A 21,347-nucleotide genomic window follows, 5' to 3' on the forward strand; every position below is an offset into this window, starting at 1 on the left:
CCTTAATAACTCCTCAACAACAAACTGAAATCGAGACGTAACCCTTGTGCTACGGTTGCGGCTCGCGTAGTTCAGCCACCAATTTGTTGCGGGCTGTTTTGGGGGGGGACGGGACGCGGATGACAGGCAGAGGCCTTTGGGCTGGTTGCTGCAAAAAACGTTTAAGAAGCAGGGGTTCTCGTGAAAGGCCAAGGTCAGTATTTCAAGCATATCGATGGCTTGCGCGCAGTCGCGGTTATGGGCGTTTTGCTTGCTCACTACGGTATTCCGGGTATTCCCGGCGGATTTTTGGGCGTTGATGTCTTTTTCGTTATCAGCGGCTACCTAATTACCCGTTTGATCATTCAGGAAAAGGGAAACACTGGCACGTTCAGCTATCGCCGATTCTACGTTCGTAGGATTCGCAGGCTGTTGCCCGCAGCGCTGTTCTTGATCGCACTGTGTTTCATCCTGTTCTACCCGGTGCTGGGATCGGCTGATCTCAACAGCTTTTTAAAGTCGATTCCGCTGTCGATCCTGTCCCTGGCGAACATCGGCTTCTACCGCGAAGTTGGCTATTTCGACACGGCGGCCGAGTTCAAGCCGCTGCTGCACATGTGGTCACTGAGCGTTGAAGAGCAGTTCTACTTGATTTGGCCAACTGTACTGTTGGGCATTCTTTGGATACGACGTTTTGGAACTGGTATCCTTGTAACGCTACTGGTTGTCGGCGTCCTAGTGGCTCAGGTGACGTACAACAAAAACCCAAGCGCAGCTTACTACCTCTTGCCGTCACGTGCGTTCGAATTGTTGGCCGGAGCTTTGCTGGCGGCATTTCTGGCGCCTTTGTCTCCGTATGTGCGGACGAGCTCTTTATCTGAAAAGGCTAAGGGCGGTTTGGCTCTGGTCGGGATGGCGATGGTGGTGCTGTCTTTCGCGCTTATGAATGAGGAATCACGCCATCCGGGGCTTTTGACCCTTGTGCCTGTATTGGGCACAGTTTTGCTCATTGCGTTTGGGGCCAACGGGATAATTGGAAAGCTACTGAGCTTGCCGCCTGTGGTATGGATCGGATTGATCAGTTATTCCCTGTACCTGTTTCACTGGCCGGTTCAGGTTTACTTTGCCTATCGCCTGCCGCTTGAGCCGTCTATCTGGGTGCGTCTGTCGTTCTTTCCGATCGCAATCACATTGGCGGCGATCAGCTATTACCTTGTTGAAGAACGTTTCCGCCAACCTGCACCGGAAGGAAAACGTTTTGGCAATTCACCATTTATGGCATCGACCGCAGGCGTCGCGGCCGTGATTGGCGTCTCAGCGTATGTCCTGTTTGTTGCAACGCCGCCCAGTGCACTTTTGCCCGACGACAGTCGCGTTACGAACGTAAAGATTGAGTGGCTGCCGTACCCCGGAGAGCCAAACCGTAAAATCACCCGGTACGAGCCGACAGATCGGCCCGCCACCCAACGAATTCTTCTGCTGGGTGACAGTCATGCGCATCACTTACAAACTGGTTTCATTGAGGAAATCGCCAGTCGAGGAGCGGTTGTCGATCTGGCTTGGCTGTCAGCTTGCCCGCCGTTGTTCGGGGTTTCGCGCCACTATGTTGGTAAAGAAATTCGAAAAGAGCGCGAAAAGCAGTGTCTTAACAATATCCCCGTTAAGGAAGCTCTGGCGCTTCAACCTGAATATGACGTCGTTGTTCTATCGGCGCGCTGGTATTCCATGTTGGAAACACCGCGCCCCCGGTTCGTGCGTGACCGACTAACGACACATTTGCGCGAAGAGGCTCCCAGCCTTGAAGAAACGCGCGACTTGTTCGAAAGCTCTCTGGATGAAACAGTCTCCAAGCTACTAGCCGCAGGCAAGAGAGTTGTTCTTTTCTCGCAGGCCCCTGCGCTGGGGGCGGATCTTGCGCAATGTCAGGGGCTTTTCCCCGGTTCTGATACATCCTTGCCCAGAGGTCGTTGTTACAGAATGACAACCGAAGAAATGCAGCAACGTGCGGCTTATACCGACGCGGTTTTCTCGAGGTACGAAGGGACTGAGGATGTCCTGGTTATTTTGCCAATGGAACTGCTGTGTACTTCTGAGCAATGCGGCTATGTCGACCCCGAGACCGAAACCGCGCTGTATCGTGACCACCAATACCACTTGTCCGAGTACGGCAGCCTTAAGCTGATCCGCTGGGCGGGTGAAGAACGCGGTCTGTTTGATTTTCTGAACCTGTCAGAAAGCGACAAAGGCGCTGTGCCAATCAACTGATCCGACTAGGGTCAGTTACCGTTTTTAGTGTGCGTCAAGAACGCTCAAATGCCAGTCTGAGGGGATATGGCTCCGGCGGTAGGGATCGAACCTACGACCAATTGATTAACAGTCAACTGCTCTACCGCTGAGCTACGCCGGAACGGTTCGCGCCGTATAGCAACCTGTCTCTATGGCGTCCAGAGGGGTGATGCGATTTTTCGACGAAAAATTTTTCCGGCTTACAGGCAGGAAAATTTGCCAATCTGTTTAGGTTTTTTTGGGGGAAGATTGGCTCCGGCGGTAGGGATCGAACCTACGACCAATTGATTAACAGTCAACTGCTCTACCGCTGAGCTACGCCGGAACTGAGGGGCGTATAACAACCCGCATTTTCGCCGTCCAGAGGGGAATGCAACGTTTTTGCAAAAAAGTTTTGGCCGCTTACGGAAGTCTGGAAAAACGAGCGTTAGCGGACATCTTTTCCTCCGGTTTAACCAGTGATTTACCTGCCAGATCAACGAGATGGGCAAAAACATTTCTTTCCGCCGCCGGTAGCAATGCCGGAGGAGTGTCAGTGTAAATTCGCTTCGCTAGATCTGCAGCCGTTCCAGGAAGATCTTCAAGTGCGTCAAGAATCTGAGCCTCTCTGGTGAGACGGTGATTGATCAGCCAATCCAAACGCCCGGCTGGATCCGTAATCGGTGCTCCGTGCCCCGCGTGAAAAACGGACCAGTCTCGTGCTCTCAGTCGTCGGCAGGCGGCCATAAAGTCAGTTAAGTCCCCATCAGGTGGCGAAACAAGAGAACTGGCCCAACCCATGACGTGATCTGCAGTAAAGCAGACATCGTTCCACCCCAATGCTACGTGGTTGCCCAAATGCCCCGGTGTGTGGATGACTTCTAGTTGCCAGCCATCCCCAAAGATCGTTTCGCCGTCGCCAACTTCGACGTCAGGCCGGAATTGCCCATCAATGCCTTCACCACCACCTGCGAGGCCTTGCTCGGCCAAGTCCTGCATGATGGCGCTGCGTCCTGACTCGGGGCCGCCATAGGCCAGAATCGGAGCGCCAGTCCGTTCGGACAGCGGTGCTGCAAGAGGCGAGTGGTCCAGATGGGTATGGGTCACTAGAATATGACTAACGCGTTGTCCTGGCTGCACGGCATCCAGAATCGCCTGCAAGTGCGCGTTGCTAAGGGGGCCGGGATCGATAACGGCGATTTCGCTGGTGCCCAACAAGTACGTATTTGTGCCGCGATATGTCATCGGAGACGGGTTTGGGGCCAGAATACGCCGCAAACCCGGCTGCAATTCTATTGCCTGCCCGGGAATGGGGTTGAAATCGTCGGGCGCCTGCATTCTGTACTCTTTCTCTTGTCGTAACAGCCCGTTAGGTTTAGCGCATGTCCGCACAGTGGCTCAAACCCTATATGCCGCGCAGTCTTTATGCCCGTGCTGCGCTTATACTGGTATTGCCGGTAATCGTACTGCTTTTGGTGGTGGGTGTCGCATTCCTGCAAAAGCACCTTGAGGACGTTACCACGCAGATGACACAGTCAGCCTCTCGGGAGGTGATGCTGGTTGTCGACATGATCGAAAAGGCGGAAACGCAACAGCAAGCGCTCGCCTCAGTGCGTCCGGACCTTAGTGCTTTGGACATGAAGGCTCGGTTCCTTGGTGTCAGTGAGCTGCCGGTTATCGAAGCTCGTAGGTGGTATGACTTTATTGCACCGCAGGTTGAAGCCGATCTGCGCACATTTCTACCAAACCTGATTTCTGTTTCGTTACCCAGCGGGCAAGAGGCGCGGCTTTACCTTGAAACAGACTTGGGGACTCTGCAGCTGACGTTTGACCGTCGCCGTTTGTCGCCAACAGCACCTCACCAATTGATCGTCACAATGGTGTTTTTCGCCGTTATTATGACGACGATTTCGTTTTTATACATGCGCAATCAGCTACGGCCGATCACGCGGCTGGCCGAGGCTGCACAAGCCTTTGGTCGCGGGCGTGTTGTCCCGTATTCCCCCGGCGGGGCCATCGAAGTCCGCGCTGCTGGAAGCGCTTTTTTGGATATGCGCGCCCGTATCGAACGGCAGATGGAACAGCGTACGATGATGCTGTCTGGGGTTAGTCACGACCTGCGTACGCCTTTGACTCGCCTAAAGCTGGGTCTTTCGATGCTGCCCGAGGATGAGGCCGCACCGTTACAGCAGGATGTGGATGAGATGCAGTTGTTGCTGGACGCATTTCTGGATTTCTCAAGGGGTGCAGCCGAGGGAGCACCGGAGACTGTCGACCCCAAAGTTTTGTTGGAACAGATCGTCAAAGATGCAAAGCGGGCAGGGCACAACGCAGACCTCGTTTCGATCGAAGGCGAAGGAAATGCAACGTTGCGACCCACCGCAGTTAGGCGCGCTGTTGAAAACCTGATCGGAAACGCGGTGCGATATGGCGCGCGTGCGGATGTGAGCTTGTTCATAACGCCAAAGACTGTCCGTATCAGAGTAGAAGATGACGGCCCCGGCATTCCCCCAGAACAGCGCACCGAAGCAGTAAAGCCGTTTTCTCGACTCGATCCGGCACGAAACCAGAACCAAGGCAGCGGAGTTGGATTAGGGCTGGCAATTGTGTCAGATATCGCCCGTGCGCATGGCGGAGTATTGCGATTGGCTAAGAGCGAACGGTTGGGCGGCCTGTGTGCCGACATTATTCTGGGCCGATAGGGTGAGGAACGGCTTGGTGGGGCCAAGCGTGGTTCCATTCTGTGATCGCAGCGTCAGCGCAAGCCTGCCATAGACTTTTGCATAGCAACAATCAGGGCATCGCGTGTTTCCGCAAGCTGGGCGGTGGACTTGCCAGATGCCTCTTCCATAACGCCTTGGACCAAGGTCTGCGTGACGTCTTCGGTCAGGTGCACTTGCCCGAGATCGTCCCACCATCCGTTAAATGTATCGGTGAAATGGTCGCAGAAAGCTTGTAGTCCGCCTTCACCTGCGCCGAGGTTAAACAACATGGTCGGCCCCATTGCGGCCCAGCGTAGACCGGGACCAGCCCAGACCGCTTTGTCGACATCTTCGACCGAAGCGACGCCCGACATCACCAGGCTGATCGCCTCACGCCAGATCGCGGCCTGGAGGCGATTTGCGACATGGCCGGGAACTTCTTTGCGCACGCGAATGGTGGTTTTCCCGACGGCCTTGTAAAACCGCTGTGCTGCTTCAACGGCGTCATCGTCGGTGCGTTCATTCCCCAGAACTTCTACAAGCGGGATCAAATGCGGTGGGTTAAACGGATGCCCCAAAACAAACCGCGAAGGGTTTTCCCAGCCCGGTTGCATCTGGCTAAGGGTCAAACCAGAAGCGGAGCTTGCCACGACAGCTTCTGGGGTTAAGGCTGGCTCAATTTCGGCAAACGTTGCGTGTTTGATAGGTAGGCGTTCGGGCACGTTCTCTTGCACGAACATGGCCCCCTCGACGGCGCTTACCGCGCTGGTATGGAATGAGATCGCCTCTGGGTCACCGTTCTCGGTCAACCCGAGCTCTGCCATAGTTGGCCAAGCCTTTTCGATGTAGTCACGCACGCTTCGCTCAACATCGGGATTGGGATCGTACATTGCAACTGAGCGGCCAGAGGCCAGGAACAGCGCCGCCCAACTGGCGCCGATCACCCCGCCGCCAAGGCAGGCCGTGTGTTGGAACTCCATCAGAATAGTCCTGGATTGAGGGGAGATGCTGCCGTCATGCCGCCGTCCACTGTAAACAACTGGCCCGTGGCAAAACTCGCTTCGTCCGAAGCAAGCCAGACTGCCATGCTGGCGATATCCTCTGGCTTGCCGAACCTGCGCATGGCGTGACGGGTCAAAGCATCCTGCCGCGCGGCCTCAGAGTCGGATGCCAGATCGAAGCCGGCGTCCAGCATTCCCGTTTCGATCCAGCCGGGGCAGATCGCGTTGCAACGTATGTTGGGGCCATGATCCACGGCAATCGACCGGGTCAACCCATGCACAAACGCCTTGGATGCGTTGTAGAGCGCCATCGATGGATCTGCGACATTCCCTGCGATCGAGCCGATATTGATGATCGAACCGCCTTTGGGCATGCGCGGGATGTAGGCGCGGCACATGTTGAATACACCCCGGCAATTGGTGCCGATCACGGCGTCCCAATCGGCGTCCGAGCTGTCGGCCACTGTCTTTTCAACCTGAACACCCGCGTTATTGACCAGAATGTCCGTGCCATCTGTCTGAATGGCCAGTTGTTCGACGGCAGTAGCGTCGGTGACATCAAGTGGAAACCAGACCACGCTGTCTGCCAGCCCTTCGGGCCTTGGTCCGCGTCCGCAGGTCGTAACGGTCGCTCCTTCGTGCAAAAAGGCTTCGACAATTCCGCGACCGATACCTTGGCGGCCGCCGGTTACAAGAGCTCTTTTTCCATTCAGTCTCATCAGTGCGCCACCATTACATGTCTTACAGAAGTGTAGGCATCCAACGCATAGACCGACATGTCACAGCCTGTGCCTGACCCCTTCATTGCGGCCCAAGGCATTTCTGCTGCTGGCATGCCGTGCGTGTTTACCCAAGTCATGCCATATCGGAGCTGAGCGGTCATCCGCATCGCCGTCGAGACATCCTTGGTCCAGACCGATGACGCAAGACCATAGCGCCCGGCATTGGCGATCCGCAGTGCATCCTCGGCCTCGGAGAAACGTGAAAGTGTGACAACCGGACCGAACACTTCGCTGCACGCGATCTCGGCATCATTATCTACATTTGCCACGACGGTCGGCTGGTAGAAAAAGCCGGGACTATCAGCGACCTGTCCGCCTACTGCGATTTCGCAACTGCTGCGTGCGCGGTCTACGAACCCTGCCACACGATCCCTTTGAGTGGCAGAAACGATGGGCCCCATCTCGGTGCCTTCCCCCTTAGGGGGGCCGATCTTGATTTGGCTGACCTGATCCGAAACGGCAGCAACGAGTTTATCATAGATCCCGTCTTGCACCATCACACGACAGGGTTGAGCACAGTCCTGACCTGCATTGAAGAACGAGCCATAGCGGATCGTTTCCGCCAGTGCGTCGATATCGGCATCATCGAACACTATGACCGGGGCCTTGCCGCCAAGCTCCAGATGCACGTGCCGTATCTGGTTTGATGCTGCCCGCATCGCCGCCATACCTGTGGCGGGTGAACCCGTAATTGAAATCCCTTCAATTCTTGGGTCATTGATCAGATTATCGCCAACCGAAGCACCTCGGCCGTGCACCACGTTCAGTACGCCTTTGGGCAGTACGTCGGCCAGAAGCTCAGCCAATCGCAACGTGGCCAGAGGGGTGATTTCGGACGGTTTCATTACAATTGTACAGCCCGCGGCCAGCGGGGCTGCGATCTTCCACGCGGCCATCATCAGAGGATAGTTCCACGGCGCAATAGAGGCCACCGGACCAATCGGGTCCTTGCGGATCATAGAAGTATGGCCCGCTGCGTACTCCCCGGCCACTGACCCGCTCATCGTCCGCGCGGCTCCTGCCATGAAGCGAAACGTGTCGATTGTTAGAGGCATCTCCTCATCTCTGGCCATTGGCCAGGGTTTGCCAACGTCGAGCGTTTCTAGTTCGGACAATTCTTCGATGTTTCTCTCGATCACGTCCGCAATCGTGTTGAGATATCCTGAACGTTCGGCGGGAGTGACGAGGCGGTAGGTTTCAAACGCCTCGTGCGCGGCGCAGGTCGCCGCTTCGATTTGTTCCGGTGTGGCTTCGGCAACCTGGGCGATGGTTTCGCCTGTGGCTGGGTCCAATACAGGGAGGGTCTCGCCGCCGCCTTCGACCAACTTTCCGTTGATCAACATCTTTGTTTGCATGTCTTTCCCCATCAGCCCGGAATTCTCATAGCTTCATCTGCTGAACCTGCGCACTCAGCCCTCCGTCCAGTACCCAAAGCTGTCCGCTGGCATAGCGTGCCTCGTCCGAGGCCAGCCAGTTGACCAGGTTGGCGATGTCGTCTGGCGTGCCGTAAGTGCGCATCGGATGCACATCACGCACGGCTTGCTGTAGTTGGTCGATAGTCTTGCCTCCGCCGCCCGAGCCGTCCCCGGTGAAAAAGCTCTGCAACATCGGAGTATCGACATAGCCGGGACAAATGGCATTGACCCGGATACCTTCCGGTCCGTGGTCGCAAGCCATCGCCTTGGTCAGCGCATGCACCGCGCCTTTGGTCGCGCAATAGGCCGCAAGGCCGGGATCAGCGATAAATCCGTCATAGCTCCCAAAGTTGATAATTGAAGCTGATGTGCCCGACGCTGCGGCCTTGCGCATTAGCGGTAGAGCGTGCTTCGAGGTCAGGAAAGTGCCGGTGACGTTGACCGCAAAGGACAAGTTCCATTCTTCCAGTGTTGTCTCTTCGATTGTCTTTTCGATCTCGATTCCCGCTGCGTTGACGAGAATGTCCAACTGACCAGTGTCATCAGCGACCTGATCCATCGCAGCAATAGCGTCCGTTTCTTGCGTTACGTCCAATTTAACAAAGATGCTGCCGTCGTCGTCATGTGCGGACAGAGACCCGTGGGGAGTCAGGTCGGCGGCATAGACACGCGCACCTTCGCGCAGGAACCGGGCCACGATGGCGCGGCCGATCCCACCGCGTCCGCCTGTGACAAGGGCGGTTTTGCCTTCAAGCATCATTCGTTTTTCTCCTTCAAAGGCGGATAGCGATAGCGTGTCGCGGCAACCGTCCAGTCCATGTGATTGCGCACGTATTCCTGTGTGGCGTCGCGCGGCGGATTATAGTCCCACGCTTCGCTACCTCCGGCCTCCATTGCGGCATGCAGCGCCCGACGAGACTTCTGCGTGGCGATCACGTCTGCGCGCAGTTGTTCGCTGTCCCATCGCCGCTCAACCTCGGACGCAAATTCCAGCGCCCGTTCCGCATAAGCAGGATCCTTGGCCCGGTTGACCTTTTCCAACGGATCAACCGCCAGATCATAGAGTTGAGGCGGGTCCGGATCACAGTGGATGTATTTCAATGACCCGCGGCGGATCATGAAGACCGGGTAGGGGGTCATTTCAGCACAATACTCGCCTATAGCTTCGTTTTTGGGATCAGTCTCACCACGTGCCAATGGCATCAAAGAGCGGCCGTCAATGGGCTCTCCGAACATCGCCTCGCTGCCTCCCGCAACTTCGACGAAGGTTGGAAGCAAATCGATCAGCGAGCATGCGTTCGCGACAGAGCCCTGTGCCACATTGGGGCCAGCCATAATCAAAGGTACGCGCGCGGAGTGTTCAAAGAAGTTCATCTTGTACCAAAGCCCGCGTTCGCCCAGCATATCGCCATGGTCAGCCGTGATGATTACGATTGTGTTGTCCAGTTCGCCTATGTCTTCGAGCGCTTTCACAATCGCACCGACTTTGCTGTCGAAATAGCTGACATTTGCCAGGTAGGCGCGTCGCGCGCGATGCACTTCCTCTTGGGTCAGCGGGACATAGCTGGCTTCAATTCCATCCATCACGCGGCGAGAGAACGGGTCTTGTTCTTCGGGCGTCAGGGTGAACTCCGGCATCGGTACTTCCGCGTCCGTGTAGAGGTTCCACCACTCAGGTTTCGCCACGTACGGATCATGTGGGTGAATGAAGCTGGCGACCATGCAGAACGGTGTAGTATCCCCGGTGGCCCGGTCACGGCCTCGGTCGATCAGCCAACGGCGCGCGGCAAACTCTACCTCATCATCGTAGTCGGTCTGGAAGGTGGCTACAGCCTCACCACTTTCTTTGACCGTCTGCATGTTGTGATACCACTTTTCGATGCGTTCGTCCGGTGCCTCCCAATCCGGGGTCCAGGCAAAGTCGGACGGGTAGATGTCGGTGGTCACTCGGTCCTGAAACCCGTGCTTTTGGTCTGGGCCGACAAAGTGCATTTTGCCTGACAGGCAAGTGCGATAACCCAGTGCCAGTAGATAGTGCGCGAAAGTCGGGACCGATGCGCGAAATTCGCTGGCGTTATCGTAAGCAGCGATCCGGCTGATCAATTGCCCCGACATGAAGGCAAATCGCGACGGCGCACAGAGCGGTGAGTTGCAGTACGCTGCATCGAACCTCATCCCACGCGCGGCTATTGCATCTATGTTTGGTGTTTTCACTGTCGGATGCCCGTAAGCGCCGCAGAAATGCGGCGCCAACTGGTCGGCCATGACGACAACGATGTTTGGGCGTGTCACGGAGCGGCCTGCGCGTAGGCGTCCAGCACCAGCCCGTGGAAGTGATGCACGGCGTGTTCCGACTTACCCGAGCCATTCGGATCGTGCACGATGCGGCCTTGGGTAAACGCTGGTGTGCTCATGCCACGCTGTACACTTTCGACAATGTCGATATCTTCGCGTTGCAGAACTTCGTCCAGATACCGAATAGCTTCCAACTCTGCGGCGTCCGGTTCAGGTGTTTCCAGAAAAAAGTCGTAGGTCTCCAGCGTTCGGTCCGGCCCAATCGGAATGATGTTCAACACGATCATCGAAGACCGGCCTGGATAGCGCATCAGACAGGTTGTAGGCCAAAGCCACCACACGGCGTGGGTACGCACGGTGGCGTTCGAGACGTCATACGCGGTATTCGCGCCCTTGCCAGCCTCGGCCATGTGGCTTGAGTAAATGCCGTAGGTGGTCACCTTGTATGTGTCCATATCCACCAGATCGCAGAAATCTTTGTGCGCGGTCGGGCAGTGGTAGCATTCCAGAAAATTGTCGACGACGTTTTTCCAGTTCGACTTGATGTCATAGGTCAGCCGGTGGCCAAAGGTCAGACTTTCAATATCAGGGGCCCAATGGCGGATTTCGGTCTCAAGGTCGCCGGAAAGTTCGCGAAGAGGTCGCGCCTCTGGGTCAAGATTAACATAGATAAAGCCAGCGAACTCTTCGACCTGCACCTGATCCAGACAGATATCTTTGGTGTTGAAGTCGGTCAGGCTCTCAGTTTCGGGTGCGCGCACCAACTGTCCGTCGAGTTTATAGACCCAGGCGTGATAGGGGCACATGATGCGAGTTGTCTCGCCCTCACCAGACAACAGGTGATGAGCGCGGTGCTTACAAACATTGTAGAACGCGCGCAGCGCGCCCTCACGGTCCCGAACGACCGCGATGGGGCGGTTTGCAATTTCTACTGTCACATAAGACCCCGGAGCCCGGAGTTTTTCGACGTGACACACCCATTGCCAAGTCTTGGCGAGAATGCCGTTCAGGTCGACCTGATGCCACGCCGGATCAACATATGCTTCGGCTTTTAGGGACTGAGTGTTGAACGGGTCGGTGCTGAAACCATCGGAAATACGATCGAATTGCTCTTTGGACGGCAGCGCGCTCATTTGGGGCTCCACATAACTGTCCCGGATCGATTCCGGGTGCTGGCTTGGTTAGAACATGGTGCTAGCAAATCAGGAATTTGGCATAACTTTTTTCGCCGTAGATTTGATTTTTTAAGCCGCTCGGGAAGATCAAGCCTTTGGCTTTCGATGCATGGGCCACGCGCGATATTCAAATGGAACGCGTCCCTCGATGCGATCCTGTGTCGGCGCAAGGCCAAACCTTTCTTTGTACGATCGGCTGAAATGAACTTGGCTCGCGAACCCCGAAGCCATTGCAACTTGCGCAATAGGCAGATCTGTTTGTGTCACCAATCCGCGTGCCCGGTCCAGTCTTATGTCCCGATAGTACAGGGCAGGGGTTTTCTTGATGTAGGTTGCAAACAATCGATCAAGCTGGCGATGAGAGATCCCGGATAGCTCACAGATATCAGGGATAGGCAGGGGGTCTTCCAAATGCGCCTCCATTACCTGAATCGCAGTTTTTAGCGTGGCCGGAACGATGGCCCCTAGTGGCTCGCTGCCCTCGGGTTGTTGCATGGCCGCTGGTCCGCGTAGCCGGTCGTGAAAAAGATACCGGGCAGACGCGTTTGCCAGCGCGCTGCCGTGGATGCCTTGGAGGACTTGCAACGCAAAGTCGGCCGAAGCCTCTCCGCCGCAACATGTGATGCGGTTTCCATCAATGGCGTAGAGGTTTTCTACAACTTCGATATCCGGGTAAAGTTCTTGAAAAGCGTCGATATGTTCATAGTGAACTGTCGCGCGCCGCCCTTTCAGTAAACCGGCCTGTGCTAGCAGGAATGCGCCCGTGTCCAACGCACCCAGTGTTGCACCGGATCGCGCCCATTGACGCAGCGCCCCGGCTAGCTTTTCGGTCATGTGTTTTTCTGGAGTCCAACTGGTCGACACAATCACGATGTCTGGCTTTGTCGAACCGAGATCATCCAGCGGTACGGTTTCAATAGCTGCCCCGTTACTCGAAATGCACAACCCGCCGTTTTCGGACACAAACTGCCAATTGAAGTACGATCTGCCATCCAAGTAGTTCGCCGCCCGAAACGGATCGACGAATGCCATCGTTGCGGACATATTAAAGCTGGGGGCGACGAAGATTGTTAGTCGGGTTTCTTCGCGCACGTTTTCGACCATTATGCCCTGACCTTATCCACCTTGGTGAATGTAATAGGAGAGCCAATCGGCGCGATAAGCAAGCTCTTGCGAATCTTCCCATTAAAACTGGAAAGCACTGGGTAAGGCGGAGATTTGGTAGGCCCGGCAGGACTTGAACCCGCAACCAAAGCGTTATGAGCGCTCTGCTCTAACCAATTGAGCTACAGGCCCGCCTGAGCGCTTTGATTATCACGGTGAACCTCCGCGTCAAGCCTGACCGTTGCAACAAGTCGCACAATCGAATAACCCGCGCGGGAACCATTCATAAGGGGTTGGCCATGACGACGGGCAAGAACGGAATCACCTATGCCGATGCAGGCGTTGATATTGATGCGGGGAACGCTCTGGTCGACCGGATCAAGCCCGCCGCCAAACGCACCAACCGCTCGGGCGTGATGAGCGGTCTGGGCGGATTTGGCGCTCTGTTCGATCTGAAGGCTGCCGGATACGAAGATCCGATTCTTGTGGGCGCGACTGATGGTGTTGGCACCAAGTTGCGGATCGCAATCGACACTGGCGTGGTCGACGGTGTTGGCATCGACCTTGTAGCGATGTGCGTCAACGATCTGATCTGTCAGGGTGCTGAGCCGCTGTTCTTCCTGGACTATTTTGCGACGGGCAAACTGGATACCGACACGGCTGCTCGGATCATCGAAGGGATTGCCGAGGGTTGCGTGCAGTCAGGTTGTGCCCTGATTGGTGGTGAGACGGCCGAGATGCCTGGCATGTATCCGGATGGAGATTTCGATCTCGCCGGTTTCTCAGTTGGCGCGATGGAGCGCGGAGCGCACTTGCCTGCCGACGTGCAAAAGGGCGATGTGCTGATTGGTCTGGCATCGAACGGGGTGCACTCCAACGGCTATTCGCTTGTGCGAAAGTTGGTTGAGATATCTGGGCTTGGATGGGATGCTGCCTCGCCATTTAGTGACGGTTCGCTGGGTGAGGCATTGCTGACCCCGACTCGACTGTATGTAAAACCCGCGCTGCAAGCGATCCGGGCAGGAGGTGTACATGCCTTGGCCCACATCACCGGTGGCGGCTTGACCGAAAACCTGCCTCGCGTGTTGCCTGATGGGCTGGGCGCTGAGATTGACCTGAACGCATGGGATCTGCCGCCCGTATTCCGTTGGATGGCTGAAACTGGTGGAATCGTCGAGGCCGAGATGCTCAAGACCTTTAACTGCGGCATCGGCATGATCGTTGTCTGCGCCGAAGAACGCGCCGACGAACTGACCGGGCTGCTGACCGAGGCCGGCGAAAACGTTGCGCGCCTTGGCATGGTAACTGATACGCCGGGAATGGCTTATTCGGGCTCATTGCTGTGAGTCATAAACGCGTCGCTATCCTGATTTCAGGCGGTGGATCCAACATGGTGTCGCTGGTCGACAGCATGGTCGGAGACCACCCGGCGCGCCCTTGCTTGATCCTCTCAAATGACGCCGAAGCCGGTGGTCTGAAGAAAGCGGCTGAGCGCGGCATCCCGACGGCTTCGGTGGACCACCGCCCATTCAAGGGCGACCGGGCCGCTTTCGAAGCAGAGTTGCTGAAGCCGTTGGAACAAGCGCAACCAGATATCGTGTGTCTGGCCGGTTTTATGCGGGTTCTGACGGGTGATTTTGTGTCGCGATTTCAGGGCCGTATGTTAAATATCCACCCCTCTCTGCTCCCGAAATACAAGGGCTTGAATACCCACGCTCGGGCTATTGAGGCCCGGGATGCTGAACATGGATGCTCAGTTCACGAAGTAACGGCAGCTTTGGATGACGGCCCGATCTTGGGGCAGGCACGCGTTCGCATTCATGACGGTGATACGCCCGAACAATTGGCTAGCCGTGTGCTGGTTTGGGAACACAAGCTATATCCAGCAGTGTTGCGCCGTTACGCCAGTGGAGACCGGACTCCGGTGTTGCTGCCTTGAACGGCGCACGAAGATTTACACACGCATCATAATCGGCCTATGGTCCGCATTACGGCTGGGTACGGTAAGAACAGTCAGCCGCAGAGAACAAGAGCAAGAACAGCACCGCGCATGAAAACCCTGACAACGACGCAAGAGCTGGCCGATTTCTGTAAGGCCGCGGCGGAATATGACTATGTCACCGTAGATACAGAATTTCTGCGCGAACGGACTTACTATTCCAAACTCTGCTTGGTCCAGTTGGCGGTTCCATCCGAGGACGAAAATAGTGCGGTTCTTGTCGACCCGCTGGCAAACGGTCTATCGCTGGATCCTTTGTACGAGCTGTTCAGAAATGAAAACGTGGTCAAAGTGTTCCACGCCGCCCGTCAGGATCTTGAGATTTTCTGGGTGGAGGCAGGTGTCTTTCCGAAGCCGTTGTTCGACACGCAGGTCGCAGCAATGGTCTGCGGTTTTGGCGAGCAGGTGGGCTATGAAACACTGGTGCGCAAAATCTGTAAGCAGGGTGTCGATAAGACATCCCGGTTTACAGATTGGTCTCGCCGTCCTCTGTCTGAAGCTCAAAAGACCTATGCTTTAGCAGACGTTACCCACTTGCGTCAGATTTACGAATACCTGGCGGCGCAGCTGAAAAAATCGCAGCGCAGCCATTGGGTTGCCGAGGAATTGCGTACGCTGACTCTGCCGGAAACCTACGACATTCGACCCGAGGATGCTTGGAAACGTGTAAAGACGCGCACCAATTCGGCCAAGTTTCTGGCTGTTGTGCGCGAGCTGGCACAGTTTCGAGAAGCATACGCGCAGGAAAACAACGTCCCGCGCAGCCGGGTGTTCAAGGATGACGCACTGATCGAGTTGGCCTCGACCAAACCCAAGTCTCCCTCAGACCTGGGGGGGTCTCGTCTCTTGCTGCGCGAGGCCCGCAAGGGGGCGATCGCAGAGGGTATTCTGGCTGCGGTGAAGAGAGGGGTGAATTGCCCACCTGACGAACTGCCGAGTGTCGACAACAGTCGCGACAAGCTAAAGGTCAATCCAGCCTTGGCGGATTTGCTGCGTGTTCTGCTAAAGTCAAAAACTGAAAGTTCCGGTGTCGCTGCAAAGCTGATCGCCACAAGTTCGGAACTGGACCAGATCGCCGCGGGTGAACGGAAGCTTCCTGCGATGTCAGGTTGGAGGTTTGAGGTCTTTGGTGAGGATGCTCTAAAGCTATGCGATGGTAAGATCGCCTTGGCTGCAAAGGGTCAAACCGTCAAGGTGGTTTCCCTCTAACTCGAGACCATTGCCTTAACGGCGCCGGGATTCCAAAGCGTTCTGCTCACCTACAACCCGCACTAACCGAATAGTCTGCAAGTCGTCTTTGCTGACGTTGATCGCGTCTGAGACCATGCGAGACCGCTCGGTGCCTTGGTTTGTATTACGGGCCGGATAATTAACACGGAAAACAAACTCCAGAACACCGTTCTTTTGATTCTCTTCGCTATTCACACGAACCAGTTTGGCGTTGTACGCCCCTTGCCGTGACGCCACGCCGTTAACGTAAACGATCGCGCCAGAAGGCGTTGGGTCAACACGAAGCTCATCGATCTTGGCAATTGGAACGCTGGAGTCGTTAATGTCAGGCCGGCTAAAAAGACCTGTGCCCTCTCGTTCCTGAGGCACCAAAGCGTTGGAGTCGTATACCGACGTCTCAGTTGGGGCAGGTGTGCTGGACCCGAACCAATTGGATGGGTTGGCGCGCGAGTCACTCCAGCTGTTGCAGGCAGAAAGGGCCAGCGGGGCGACCACAAGTGCAATGAGAGTTTTTTTCATGGTCCCAACGTCCAGAGCAGTAATTCCAGCAATGGGTTATCCCAAATTCCTCTGTTTGAAAAGCCACGGAGGGGGGTGGACAGGCACAGTTCGGCGGCATAGGTCACAAATGTGATCGCAACGAAAGGAACGCCTCAAAATGGCAACGCCTGCCTTTGAAGAAATCGTCGAGGATTTCGAGTTTCTGGACGACTGGGAAGACCGCTATCGCCACGTGATCGACCAAGGCAAGGCGATGGAACCGCTGGACGAGGCGCTGAAAGTGCCGGCGACCAAGGTTCACGGATGTGCAAGTCAGGTTTGGTTGCACCCGATCATCGAGAATGGCGTGTTTCGTTTTGACGGCGACAGCGATGCGTTGATTGTCCGAGGCTTAATCGCTGTTTTGCGGTCACTGTATAATGACCTGCCTGTCGGCGAAGTGCCCAAAGTGGACGCGGGGGGAGAGTTGGCTCGGCTCGGGTTGAATGACCATTTGTCGGCCCAGCGATCAAATGGGCTGCGCGCGATGATTGATCGAATCCGCGAAGTTGCACAAGAAAACGCGTGATCCGGTTGCGGATCACGCAGGCGGTGTTTGTTTAGCCCAACCTTGCAGCGTCGTTTCAAGGTCACCATACCCAGTAAACCTACGCTCGAACTCTAGGCCCATCCGTTCGGCGCAGTCACGCGCGCGTTCTGTCAATTTGGGATCGTCTGTCTGGGCCTGATAGATCAACTTTGTGTAGTTGCCAAAGTACATGTCGCGGAGTTCGGGGTGACGATCTAGACCCAGAGGTTTCCAGATAAAAGCGTCGAACTGCCGGGCCAAGAAATCGGTTAGATAGAACGCTGTGGTCTCATCTTCTCCGCGAGCATCAAACTGTTCATTTCCTTCGAAAAATGAATAGCAGTGCGGGCCTTTGACCATTTCGACACCCAGCTCCTCACAGGCGTTTTGCAGTAGGCCCCCAGTTCCGCAGTCTGCGTAAACAACGAAGATCTGATCATAGTCATCCTGGTGTTTGGCTACCGCATCCTGGACGGCCTGTGTTATTTTCTCAGGATGAATGTGAAGGATAGCGGGCAGGCAAGTTAATGCCATGTGATCCCAGCCGTTTCGACGTTTAAGGTCAAGGATCTCGCGCGCCAAGGCGCCACAGGCCAACAAGAGAATGCGGCCTTTTTCGTCGGAAACGTAGCCAGACGTCGTCAGGCTGGCGTCGTCAGGTAGTTCGTCCTGCTGCATAGGTGCCCCTCGGATTGGATGCGACAGAAATGGGGTGTCCGCTGATGACCTGCAATGTCAGTGAACAAAAAGGGCCGCCCGTAAGACGGACGGCCCTCAAACATTCTCGTGTGTCCGATTAGCCGGCCAGTTGGTTGTGCTTGCGCGACACAAAATCCTTGGCCATTTCCACGGCCACGGCTGCGTCACGGCAGTAGCCGTCAGCACCGATTGCTTTGCCAAACTCTTCGTTCAGTGGCGCGCCGCCAACCAGAACGATGTATTCTTCACGCAGGCCTTGTTCGACCATCGTGTCGATGACAACCTTCATGTAAGGCATGGTGGTGGTCAGCAGGGCCGACATGCCCAGAATGTCGGGCTTTTCAGTTTCCAGCGCTTCCAGGTAGTTTTCGACCGGGTTGTTGATGCCGATGTCGACAACTTCAAATCCTGCGCCTTCCATCATCATCGAAACAAGGTTCTTGCCGATGTCGTGGATGTCGCCCTTAACGGTGCCGATAACCATCTTACCCACGCGAGGTGCACCGGTTTCAGCCAGCAGCGGCTTGAGGATGGACATACCGCCCTTCATCGCGTTTGCGGCAAGCAGAACTTCGGGTACGAACAGGATGCCGTCGCGGAAGTCGTGACCAACAACGGTCATGCCACCGACCAGAGCTTTGGTCAAAATGTCGTAAGGAGTCCATCCGCGCTCCAGCAGGATGTTCGTGCCTTCTTCGATTTCTTCTTTCAGGCCGTCATAAAGATCGTCGAACATCTGTTCGACAAGTTCCTCGTCGTTGAGTTCGGACAGGATGATGTCTTCTTCATCGGACATGGGGCAATTCCCTGTGCTGTGCGGACCCGAGGCCCGAGGTGGCATTTTTTTCCTTTTGGCCAAAACGCCGCAGCTTTACTGTGACGATTGCGACGTCGGCGGTTGCGGGACCGACTTATATGACAGATTTTCGCGGTACACGACGGAATATTTTACATGATGATCTTGCGGTTGTTTGTAGTTGGAAAGGCTTCTGAGGCTAGCCTGCAGGCATATAACGACGCCGATTCCGCGGGCGGCTCCAATCGTGACAGTTGGCTTGTTTCCGAGGTGGGATTCTGTATGAATAAATGAGAACAATAGAGGAACAAAAGATGGTTTTGCCCAACACGCGCGGGCGCGGCGTGTCAACAAATGACGCCGGACGGTTTGAGCAATTTGGAACAGTCCCTTTCGACGATGGTTGGGAGTTGGAGGAAGATATCCCGCCCCTTCGAACGGAAGTCCGAGAAGAAGTAGCCCGTAGTTTGATCACCTATAACCGGTCTCCAGACCTTCCATTCGACCGCTCAATCAATCCCTATCGGGGGTGTGAGCATGGGTGCGTCTATTGTTTTGCTCGACCAACGCATGCTTACCTTGGGCTGTCCGCGGGATTGGATTTTGAAACCCGGTTGCTCGCTCGCCCAAACGCGGCCGACATTTTAAGAAAAGAGCTGTCTTCCAAAGCGTACAAGGTGGCGACTATTGCTCTGGGAACGAACACTGACCCCTATCAACCGATTGAGAAAAATGAAGCGATTACAAGATCGTGTTTGTCGGTACTTCAAGAGTTTAAACACCCTGTCGCGGTTGTGACCAAGGGGGCAATGATCGAGCGAGACTTGGATATTCTTGCTCCTATGGCGAAAGAAGGATTGGCCCAGGTCGGTATCTCTTTGACAACGCTCGATGCGAATCTTTCCCGCACGATGGAGCCTCGTGCGCCATCGCCTGCCAGACGCTTGACGACTATTCGACGGCTGACAGATGCTGGCGTTCCGGTTCGTGTCATGACGTCCCCGGTGGTTCCCGGTCTGACGGACCACGAGTTGGAAAATCTCTTGGAAGCGGGCAGGGATGCTGGGGCGGTCTCGGCAAGCTGGATCATGTTGCGACTACCGCGGGAAGTGTCGAGCCTTTGGCAAGACTGGTTGCAGGATCACGAACCTGCGCGGGCTGAAAAAATCATGTCCAAGCTGCGCGAAATGCACGGGGGCAGGGACTACGACCCACGTTGGGGGCACCGTATGCGTGGTGAAGGCGAATATGCCAGTCTGATCGCCAAACGTTTCGCACTAGCGGTGAAGCGTTTGGGGCTGCAAACTCGCACTCAACCCTTACGGTGCGATCTATTTCGAAAGCCGGCTCAAATCGGTGATCAATTGAGCCTGCTATAGTAAAAAAGCCCCGGAGCAAGGTCCGGGACTTTGTCGTTCATTTGAGGCGATCAGCGGTTTTCGATGTCCACATAATCGCGCATGGTTTCGCCCAGATACAACTGGCGCGGGCGGCCGATTTTGTTCTGAGGATCGGCGATCATCTCTTTCCACTGGCTGACCCAGCCAACGGTGCGCGACAGCGCAAAGATCGGGGTGAACATAGAAGTCGGGAAACCCATCGCTTCGAGAATGATACCCGAGTAGAAGTCTACGTTCGGGAACAGCTTTTTCTCAGCGAAATACGGATCCTCCAGCGCTTCGCGCTCCAGTTCCTTGGCGACCTGCAGTTTCGGGTTATCTTCCACGCCCAGCAGATCCAGTACTTCGTCTGCAGATTGCTTCATCACCTTGGCCCGAGGGTCAAAGTTTTTGTAAACGCGGTGGCCAAAGCCCATCAGGCGGAACGGATCATTCTTGTCTTTGGCGCGAGCGATGTACTCCGGAATGCGATCAACACTTCCGATTTCTTCCAGCATCTCAAGGCAAGCTTGGTTTGCACCACCGTGTGCAGGACCCCAAAGGCAGGCGATACCGGCCGCAATACAGGCGAATGGGTTGGCGCCAGAAGACGAAGCCAGACGTACTGTTGAGGTCGAGGCATTCTGTTCATGGTCCGCATGCAGGGTAAAGATACGGTCCATCGCGCGGCTGAGGATCGGGTTCACCTCATAGTCTTCTGCCGGAACGGCAAAGCACATACGCAAGAAGTTGGAAGCATAGTCCAAGTCATTGCGCGGATACACGAAGGGCTGACCAATGTGATACTTATACGCCCAAGCTGCGATGGTCGGCATCTTGGCGATAAGGCGGTGCGAGGCAACCTCGCGCTGATGCGGATCCGAGATATCGGTCGAGTCATGGTAGAAGGCCGACATTGCGCCAACAACACCAACCATGATCGCCATCGGGTGCGCATCACGACGGAAGCCACGATAGAAATACTGCATCTGTTCGTGCAGCATTGTGTGACGCGTGATGGTCGTTTCAAACTTTTCCAGAACGGCCGCCGTCGGAAGCTCTCCGTAAAGCAGCAGGTAGCAGACTTCTAAGAAGTGCGATTTGCTGGCCAACTGGTCGATCGGGTACCCACGGTGCAGCAGCTCACCCTTTTCACCGTCGATGTAAGTGATGGTGCTGTCGCAGCTTGCTGTGGACGTAAAACCGGGATCATAGGTGAACACGCCCGCCTGGCCATACAGCTTACGGATATCGATGACATCAGGTCCTGCAGTCGGCGAGTGAACCGGCAACTCGTAGGTTTCGCCATGGACTGTCAGAGTGGCTGATTTCTTGCTGTCGGTCATAGTGTCCCTTCCTCAATCTTGCGCGTGTCGGATCGCTGTCCGACGCCGCGGGCAACGGCTGCGCGCGTGACGCGCAGTCCAGGTGTTAACGGAGCAGCGTTACCCAAATGT

Annotated in this window: 19 protein-coding genes and 3 tRNA genes; 7 read left to right on the forward strand and 15 right to left on the reverse strand. The window is 55.7% G+C overall.

Features of this window, described 5'->3' with window-relative positions; genetic code table 11:
• Positions 1-180: 180 nt before the first annotated feature.
• Positions 181-2,244 (forward strand): acyltransferase family protein, encoded by a 2,064-nt coding sequence (locus tag ACR0EO_RS02500; RefSeq protein WP_480686846.1) that lies wholly within the window; start codon positions 181-183, stop codon positions 2,242-2,244.
• 67 nt (positions 2,245-2,311) lie between these two features.
• Here ACR0EO_RS02500 and ACR0EO_RS02505 read toward each other — a convergent pair.
• The 3 genes from ACR0EO_RS02505 to ACR0EO_RS02515 form a co-directional block, all read right to left on the reverse strand.
• A tRNA-Asn gene (locus tag ACR0EO_RS02505) sits at positions 2,312-2,386 on the reverse strand.
• A 129-nt stretch (positions 2,387-2,515) separates the two neighbouring features.
• Positions 2,516-2,590, reverse strand: a tRNA-Asn gene (locus ACR0EO_RS02510).
• Between the two features lie 77 nt (positions 2,591-2,667).
• A complete protein-coding gene (locus ACR0EO_RS02515; RefSeq protein WP_480686847.1) occupies positions 2,668-3,582 on the reverse strand; it encodes an MBL fold metallo-hydrolase in 915 nt (304 codons plus the stop codon).
• A gap of 44 nt (positions 3,583-3,626) precedes the next feature.
• Here ACR0EO_RS02515 and ACR0EO_RS02520 point away from each other — a divergent pair, with 44 nt between their 5' ends.
• Positions 3,627-4,946, forward strand: a complete 1,320-nt coding sequence (locus tag ACR0EO_RS02520; protein WP_480686848.1) for an ATP-binding protein — start codon at positions 3,627-3,629, stop codon at positions 4,944-4,946.
• A 53-nt stretch (positions 4,947-4,999) separates the two neighbouring features.
• Here the strand turns inward: ACR0EO_RS02520 and ACR0EO_RS02525 are convergent, their stop codons facing one another.
• From ACR0EO_RS02525 to ACR0EO_RS02560, 8 genes are all read right to left on the reverse strand, one after another.
• Complete coding sequence (locus tag ACR0EO_RS02525) at positions 5,000-5,926, reverse strand: 3-hydroxyacyl-CoA dehydrogenase NAD-binding domain-containing protein (protein ID WP_480686849.1); 927 nt, start codon at positions 5,924-5,926, stop codon at positions 5,000-5,002.
• Complete coding sequence (locus ACR0EO_RS02530) at positions 5,926-6,666, reverse strand: SDR family NAD(P)-dependent oxidoreductase (RefSeq protein ID WP_480686850.1); 741 nt, start codon at positions 6,664-6,666, stop codon at positions 5,926-5,928. Before ACR0EO_RS02530 ends, ACR0EO_RS02525 begins: the two co-directional genes overlap by 1 nt.
• Positions 6,666-8,084 carry a gamma-aminobutyraldehyde dehydrogenase gene (locus ACR0EO_RS02535; RefSeq protein ID WP_480686851.1) on the reverse strand — a complete coding sequence of 473 codons (1,419 nt, stop codon included), beginning with the start codon at positions 8,082-8,084 and terminating at the stop codon, positions 6,666-6,668. Before ACR0EO_RS02535 ends, ACR0EO_RS02530 begins: the two co-directional genes overlap by 1 nt.
• 25 nt (positions 8,085-8,109) lie before the next feature.
• Positions 8,110-8,904, reverse strand: a complete 795-nt coding sequence (locus ACR0EO_RS02540) for an SDR family NAD(P)-dependent oxidoreductase (protein ID WP_480686852.1) — start codon at positions 8,902-8,904, stop codon at positions 8,110-8,112.
• Positions 8,901-10,436: a choline-sulfatase gene (gene betC / locus ACR0EO_RS02545; protein ID WP_480686853.1), complete on the reverse strand. Its 1,536-nt coding sequence runs from the start codon at positions 10,434-10,436 to the stop codon at positions 8,901-8,903. Before betC ends, ACR0EO_RS02540 begins: the two co-directional genes overlap by 4 nt.
• Entirely contained in the window at positions 10,433-11,572 is a 1,140-nt protein-coding gene (locus tag ACR0EO_RS02550; protein ID WP_480686854.1) for an aromatic ring-hydroxylating oxygenase subunit alpha, read from the reverse strand. The genes betC and ACR0EO_RS02550 overlap by 4 nt, the downstream gene beginning before the upstream one ends.
• A 129-nt stretch (positions 11,573-11,701) precedes the next feature.
• The gene (locus ACR0EO_RS02555) at positions 11,702-12,718 is read right to left on the reverse strand and encodes a GlxA family transcriptional regulator (RefSeq protein WP_480686855.1); all 1,017 of its coding nucleotides are present in this window, start codon (positions 12,716-12,718) and stop codon (positions 11,702-11,704) included.
• 115 nt (positions 12,719-12,833) lie between these two features.
• A tRNA-Ile gene (locus tag ACR0EO_RS02560) sits at positions 12,834-12,910 on the reverse strand.
• A gap of 107 nt (positions 12,911-13,017) precedes the next feature.
• On the opposite strand from ACR0EO_RS02560, the gene purM reads away from it, so the two are divergent.
• The 3 genes from purM to rnd all read left to right on the forward strand — a co-directional run bounded on the left by purM (position 13,018) and on the right by rnd (position 15,926).
• Positions 13,018-14,064, forward strand: a complete 1,047-nt coding sequence (gene purM / locus ACR0EO_RS02565) for a phosphoribosylformylglycinamidine cyclo-ligase (protein WP_480686856.1) — start codon at positions 13,018-13,020, stop codon at positions 14,062-14,064.
• On the forward strand, positions 14,061-14,657 hold the full coding sequence (purN, locus tag ACR0EO_RS02570) for a phosphoribosylglycinamide formyltransferase (protein WP_480686857.1): 597 nt from the start codon (positions 14,061-14,063) through the stop codon (positions 14,655-14,657). Before purM ends, purN begins: the two co-directional genes overlap by 4 nt.
• Positions 14,658-14,768: 111 nt before the next feature.
• Positions 14,769-15,926 carry a ribonuclease D gene (gene rnd, locus ACR0EO_RS02575; RefSeq protein ID WP_480686858.1) on the forward strand — a complete coding sequence of 386 codons (1,158 nt, stop codon included), beginning with the start codon at positions 14,769-14,771 and terminating at the stop codon, positions 15,924-15,926.
• Positions 15,927-15,941: 15 nt separating this feature from the next.
• Here the strand turns inward: rnd and ACR0EO_RS02580 are convergent, their stop codons facing one another.
• Positions 15,942-16,466 (reverse strand): hypothetical protein, encoded by a 525-nt coding sequence (locus tag ACR0EO_RS02580; protein ID WP_480686859.1) that lies wholly within the window; start codon positions 16,464-16,466, stop codon positions 15,942-15,944.
• Between the two features lie 139 nt (positions 16,467-16,605).
• Here ACR0EO_RS02580 and ACR0EO_RS02585 point away from each other — a divergent pair, with 139 nt between their 5' ends.
• On the forward strand, positions 16,606-17,016 hold the full coding sequence (locus ACR0EO_RS02585; RefSeq protein ID WP_480686860.1) for a SufE family protein: 411 nt from the start codon (positions 16,606-16,608) through the stop codon (positions 17,014-17,016).
• A gap of 12 nt (positions 17,017-17,028) precedes the next feature.
• On the opposite strand, the gene ACR0EO_RS02590 is transcribed toward ACR0EO_RS02585, so the two are convergent.
• Positions 17,029-17,694: a DUF1638 domain-containing protein gene (locus ACR0EO_RS02590; protein ID WP_480686861.1), complete on the reverse strand. Its 666-nt coding sequence runs from the start codon at positions 17,692-17,694 to the stop codon at positions 17,029-17,031.
• A gap of 118 nt (positions 17,695-17,812) precedes the next feature.
• Positions 17,813-18,511, reverse strand: coding sequence for a corrinoid protein (locus ACR0EO_RS02595; protein WP_480686862.1), 699 nt, complete (start codon positions 18,509-18,511; stop codon positions 17,813-17,815).
• Between the two features lie 314 nt (positions 18,512-18,825).
• Between ACR0EO_RS02595 and ACR0EO_RS02600 the strand changes: the two genes are divergently transcribed.
• Complete coding sequence (locus ACR0EO_RS02600) at positions 18,826-19,890, forward strand: PA0069 family radical SAM protein (RefSeq protein WP_480686863.1); 1,065 nt, start codon at positions 18,826-18,828, stop codon at positions 19,888-19,890.
• 50 nt (positions 19,891-19,940) lie between these two features.
• Here the strand turns inward: ACR0EO_RS02600 and gltA are convergent, their stop codons facing one another.
• Positions 19,941-21,236 (reverse strand): citrate synthase, encoded by a 1,296-nt coding sequence (gene gltA / locus ACR0EO_RS02605; RefSeq protein ID WP_480686864.1) that lies wholly within the window; start codon positions 21,234-21,236, stop codon positions 19,941-19,943.
• Positions 21,237-21,347: the final 111 nt, after the last annotated feature.

It is taken from the genome of Ruegeria sp. BE9, from assembly GCF_056538765.1.

What these genes read in the sequence shown, in the direction of transcription:
- ACR0EO_RS02515 (WP_480686847.1), bottom strand. Translation starts at nt 3,582, where the DNA reads ATGCAGGCGCCCGACGATTTCAACCCCATTCCCGGGCAGGCAATAGAA.
- ACR0EO_RS02520 (WP_480686848.1), top strand. Translation starts at nt 3,627, where the DNA reads ATGTCCGCACAGTGGCTCAAACCCTATATGCCGCGCAGTCTTTATGCC.
- ACR0EO_RS02525 (WP_480686849.1), bottom strand. Translation starts at nt 5,926, where the DNA reads ATGGAGTTCCAACACACGGCCTGCCTTGGCGGCGGGGTGATCGGCGCC.
- ACR0EO_RS02530 (WP_480686850.1), bottom strand. Translation starts at nt 6,666, where the DNA reads ATGAGACTGAATGGAAAAAGAGCTCTTGTAACCGGCGGCCGCCAAGGT.
- ACR0EO_RS02535 (WP_480686851.1), bottom strand. Translation starts at nt 8,084, where the DNA reads ATGCAAACAAAGATGTTGATCAACGGAAAGTTGGTCGAAGGCGGCGGC.
- ACR0EO_RS02540 (WP_480686852.1), bottom strand. Translation starts at nt 8,904, where the DNA reads ATGATGCTTGAAGGCAAAACCGCCCTTGTCACAGGCGGACGCGGTGGG.
- ACR0EO_RS02550 (WP_480686854.1), bottom strand. Translation starts at nt 11,572, where the DNA reads ATGAGCGCGCTGCCGTCCAAAGAGCAATTCGATCGTATTTCCGATGGT.
- ACR0EO_RS02555 (WP_480686855.1), bottom strand. Translation starts at nt 12,718, where the DNA reads ATGGTCGAAAACGTGCGCGAAGAAACCCGACTAACAATCTTCGTCGCC.
- purM (WP_480686856.1), top strand. Translation starts at nt 13,018, where the DNA reads ATGACGACGGGCAAGAACGGAATCACCTATGCCGATGCAGGCGTTGAT.
- rnd (WP_480686858.1), top strand. Translation starts at nt 14,769, where the DNA reads ATGAAAACCCTGACAACGACGCAAGAGCTGGCCGATTTCTGTAAGGCC.
- ACR0EO_RS02580 (WP_480686859.1), bottom strand. Translation starts at nt 16,466, where the DNA reads ATGAAAAAAACTCTCATTGCACTTGTGGTCGCCCCGCTGGCCCTTTCT.
- ACR0EO_RS02585 (WP_480686860.1), top strand. Translation starts at nt 16,606, where the DNA reads ATGGCAACGCCTGCCTTTGAAGAAATCGTCGAGGATTTCGAGTTTCTG.
- ACR0EO_RS02590 (WP_480686861.1), bottom strand. Translation starts at nt 17,694, where the DNA reads ATGCAGCAGGACGAACTACCTGACGACGCCAGCCTGACGACGTCTGGC.
- ACR0EO_RS02595 (WP_480686862.1), bottom strand. Translation starts at nt 18,511, where the DNA reads ATGTCCGATGAAGAAGACATCATCCTGTCCGAACTCAACGACGAGGAA.
- ACR0EO_RS02600 (WP_480686863.1), top strand. Translation starts at nt 18,826, where the DNA reads ATGGTTTTGCCCAACACGCGCGGGCGCGGCGTGTCAACAAATGACGCC.
- gltA (WP_480686864.1), bottom strand. Translation starts at nt 21,236, where the DNA reads ATGACCGACAGCAAGAAATCAGCCACTCTGACAGTCCATGGCGAAACC.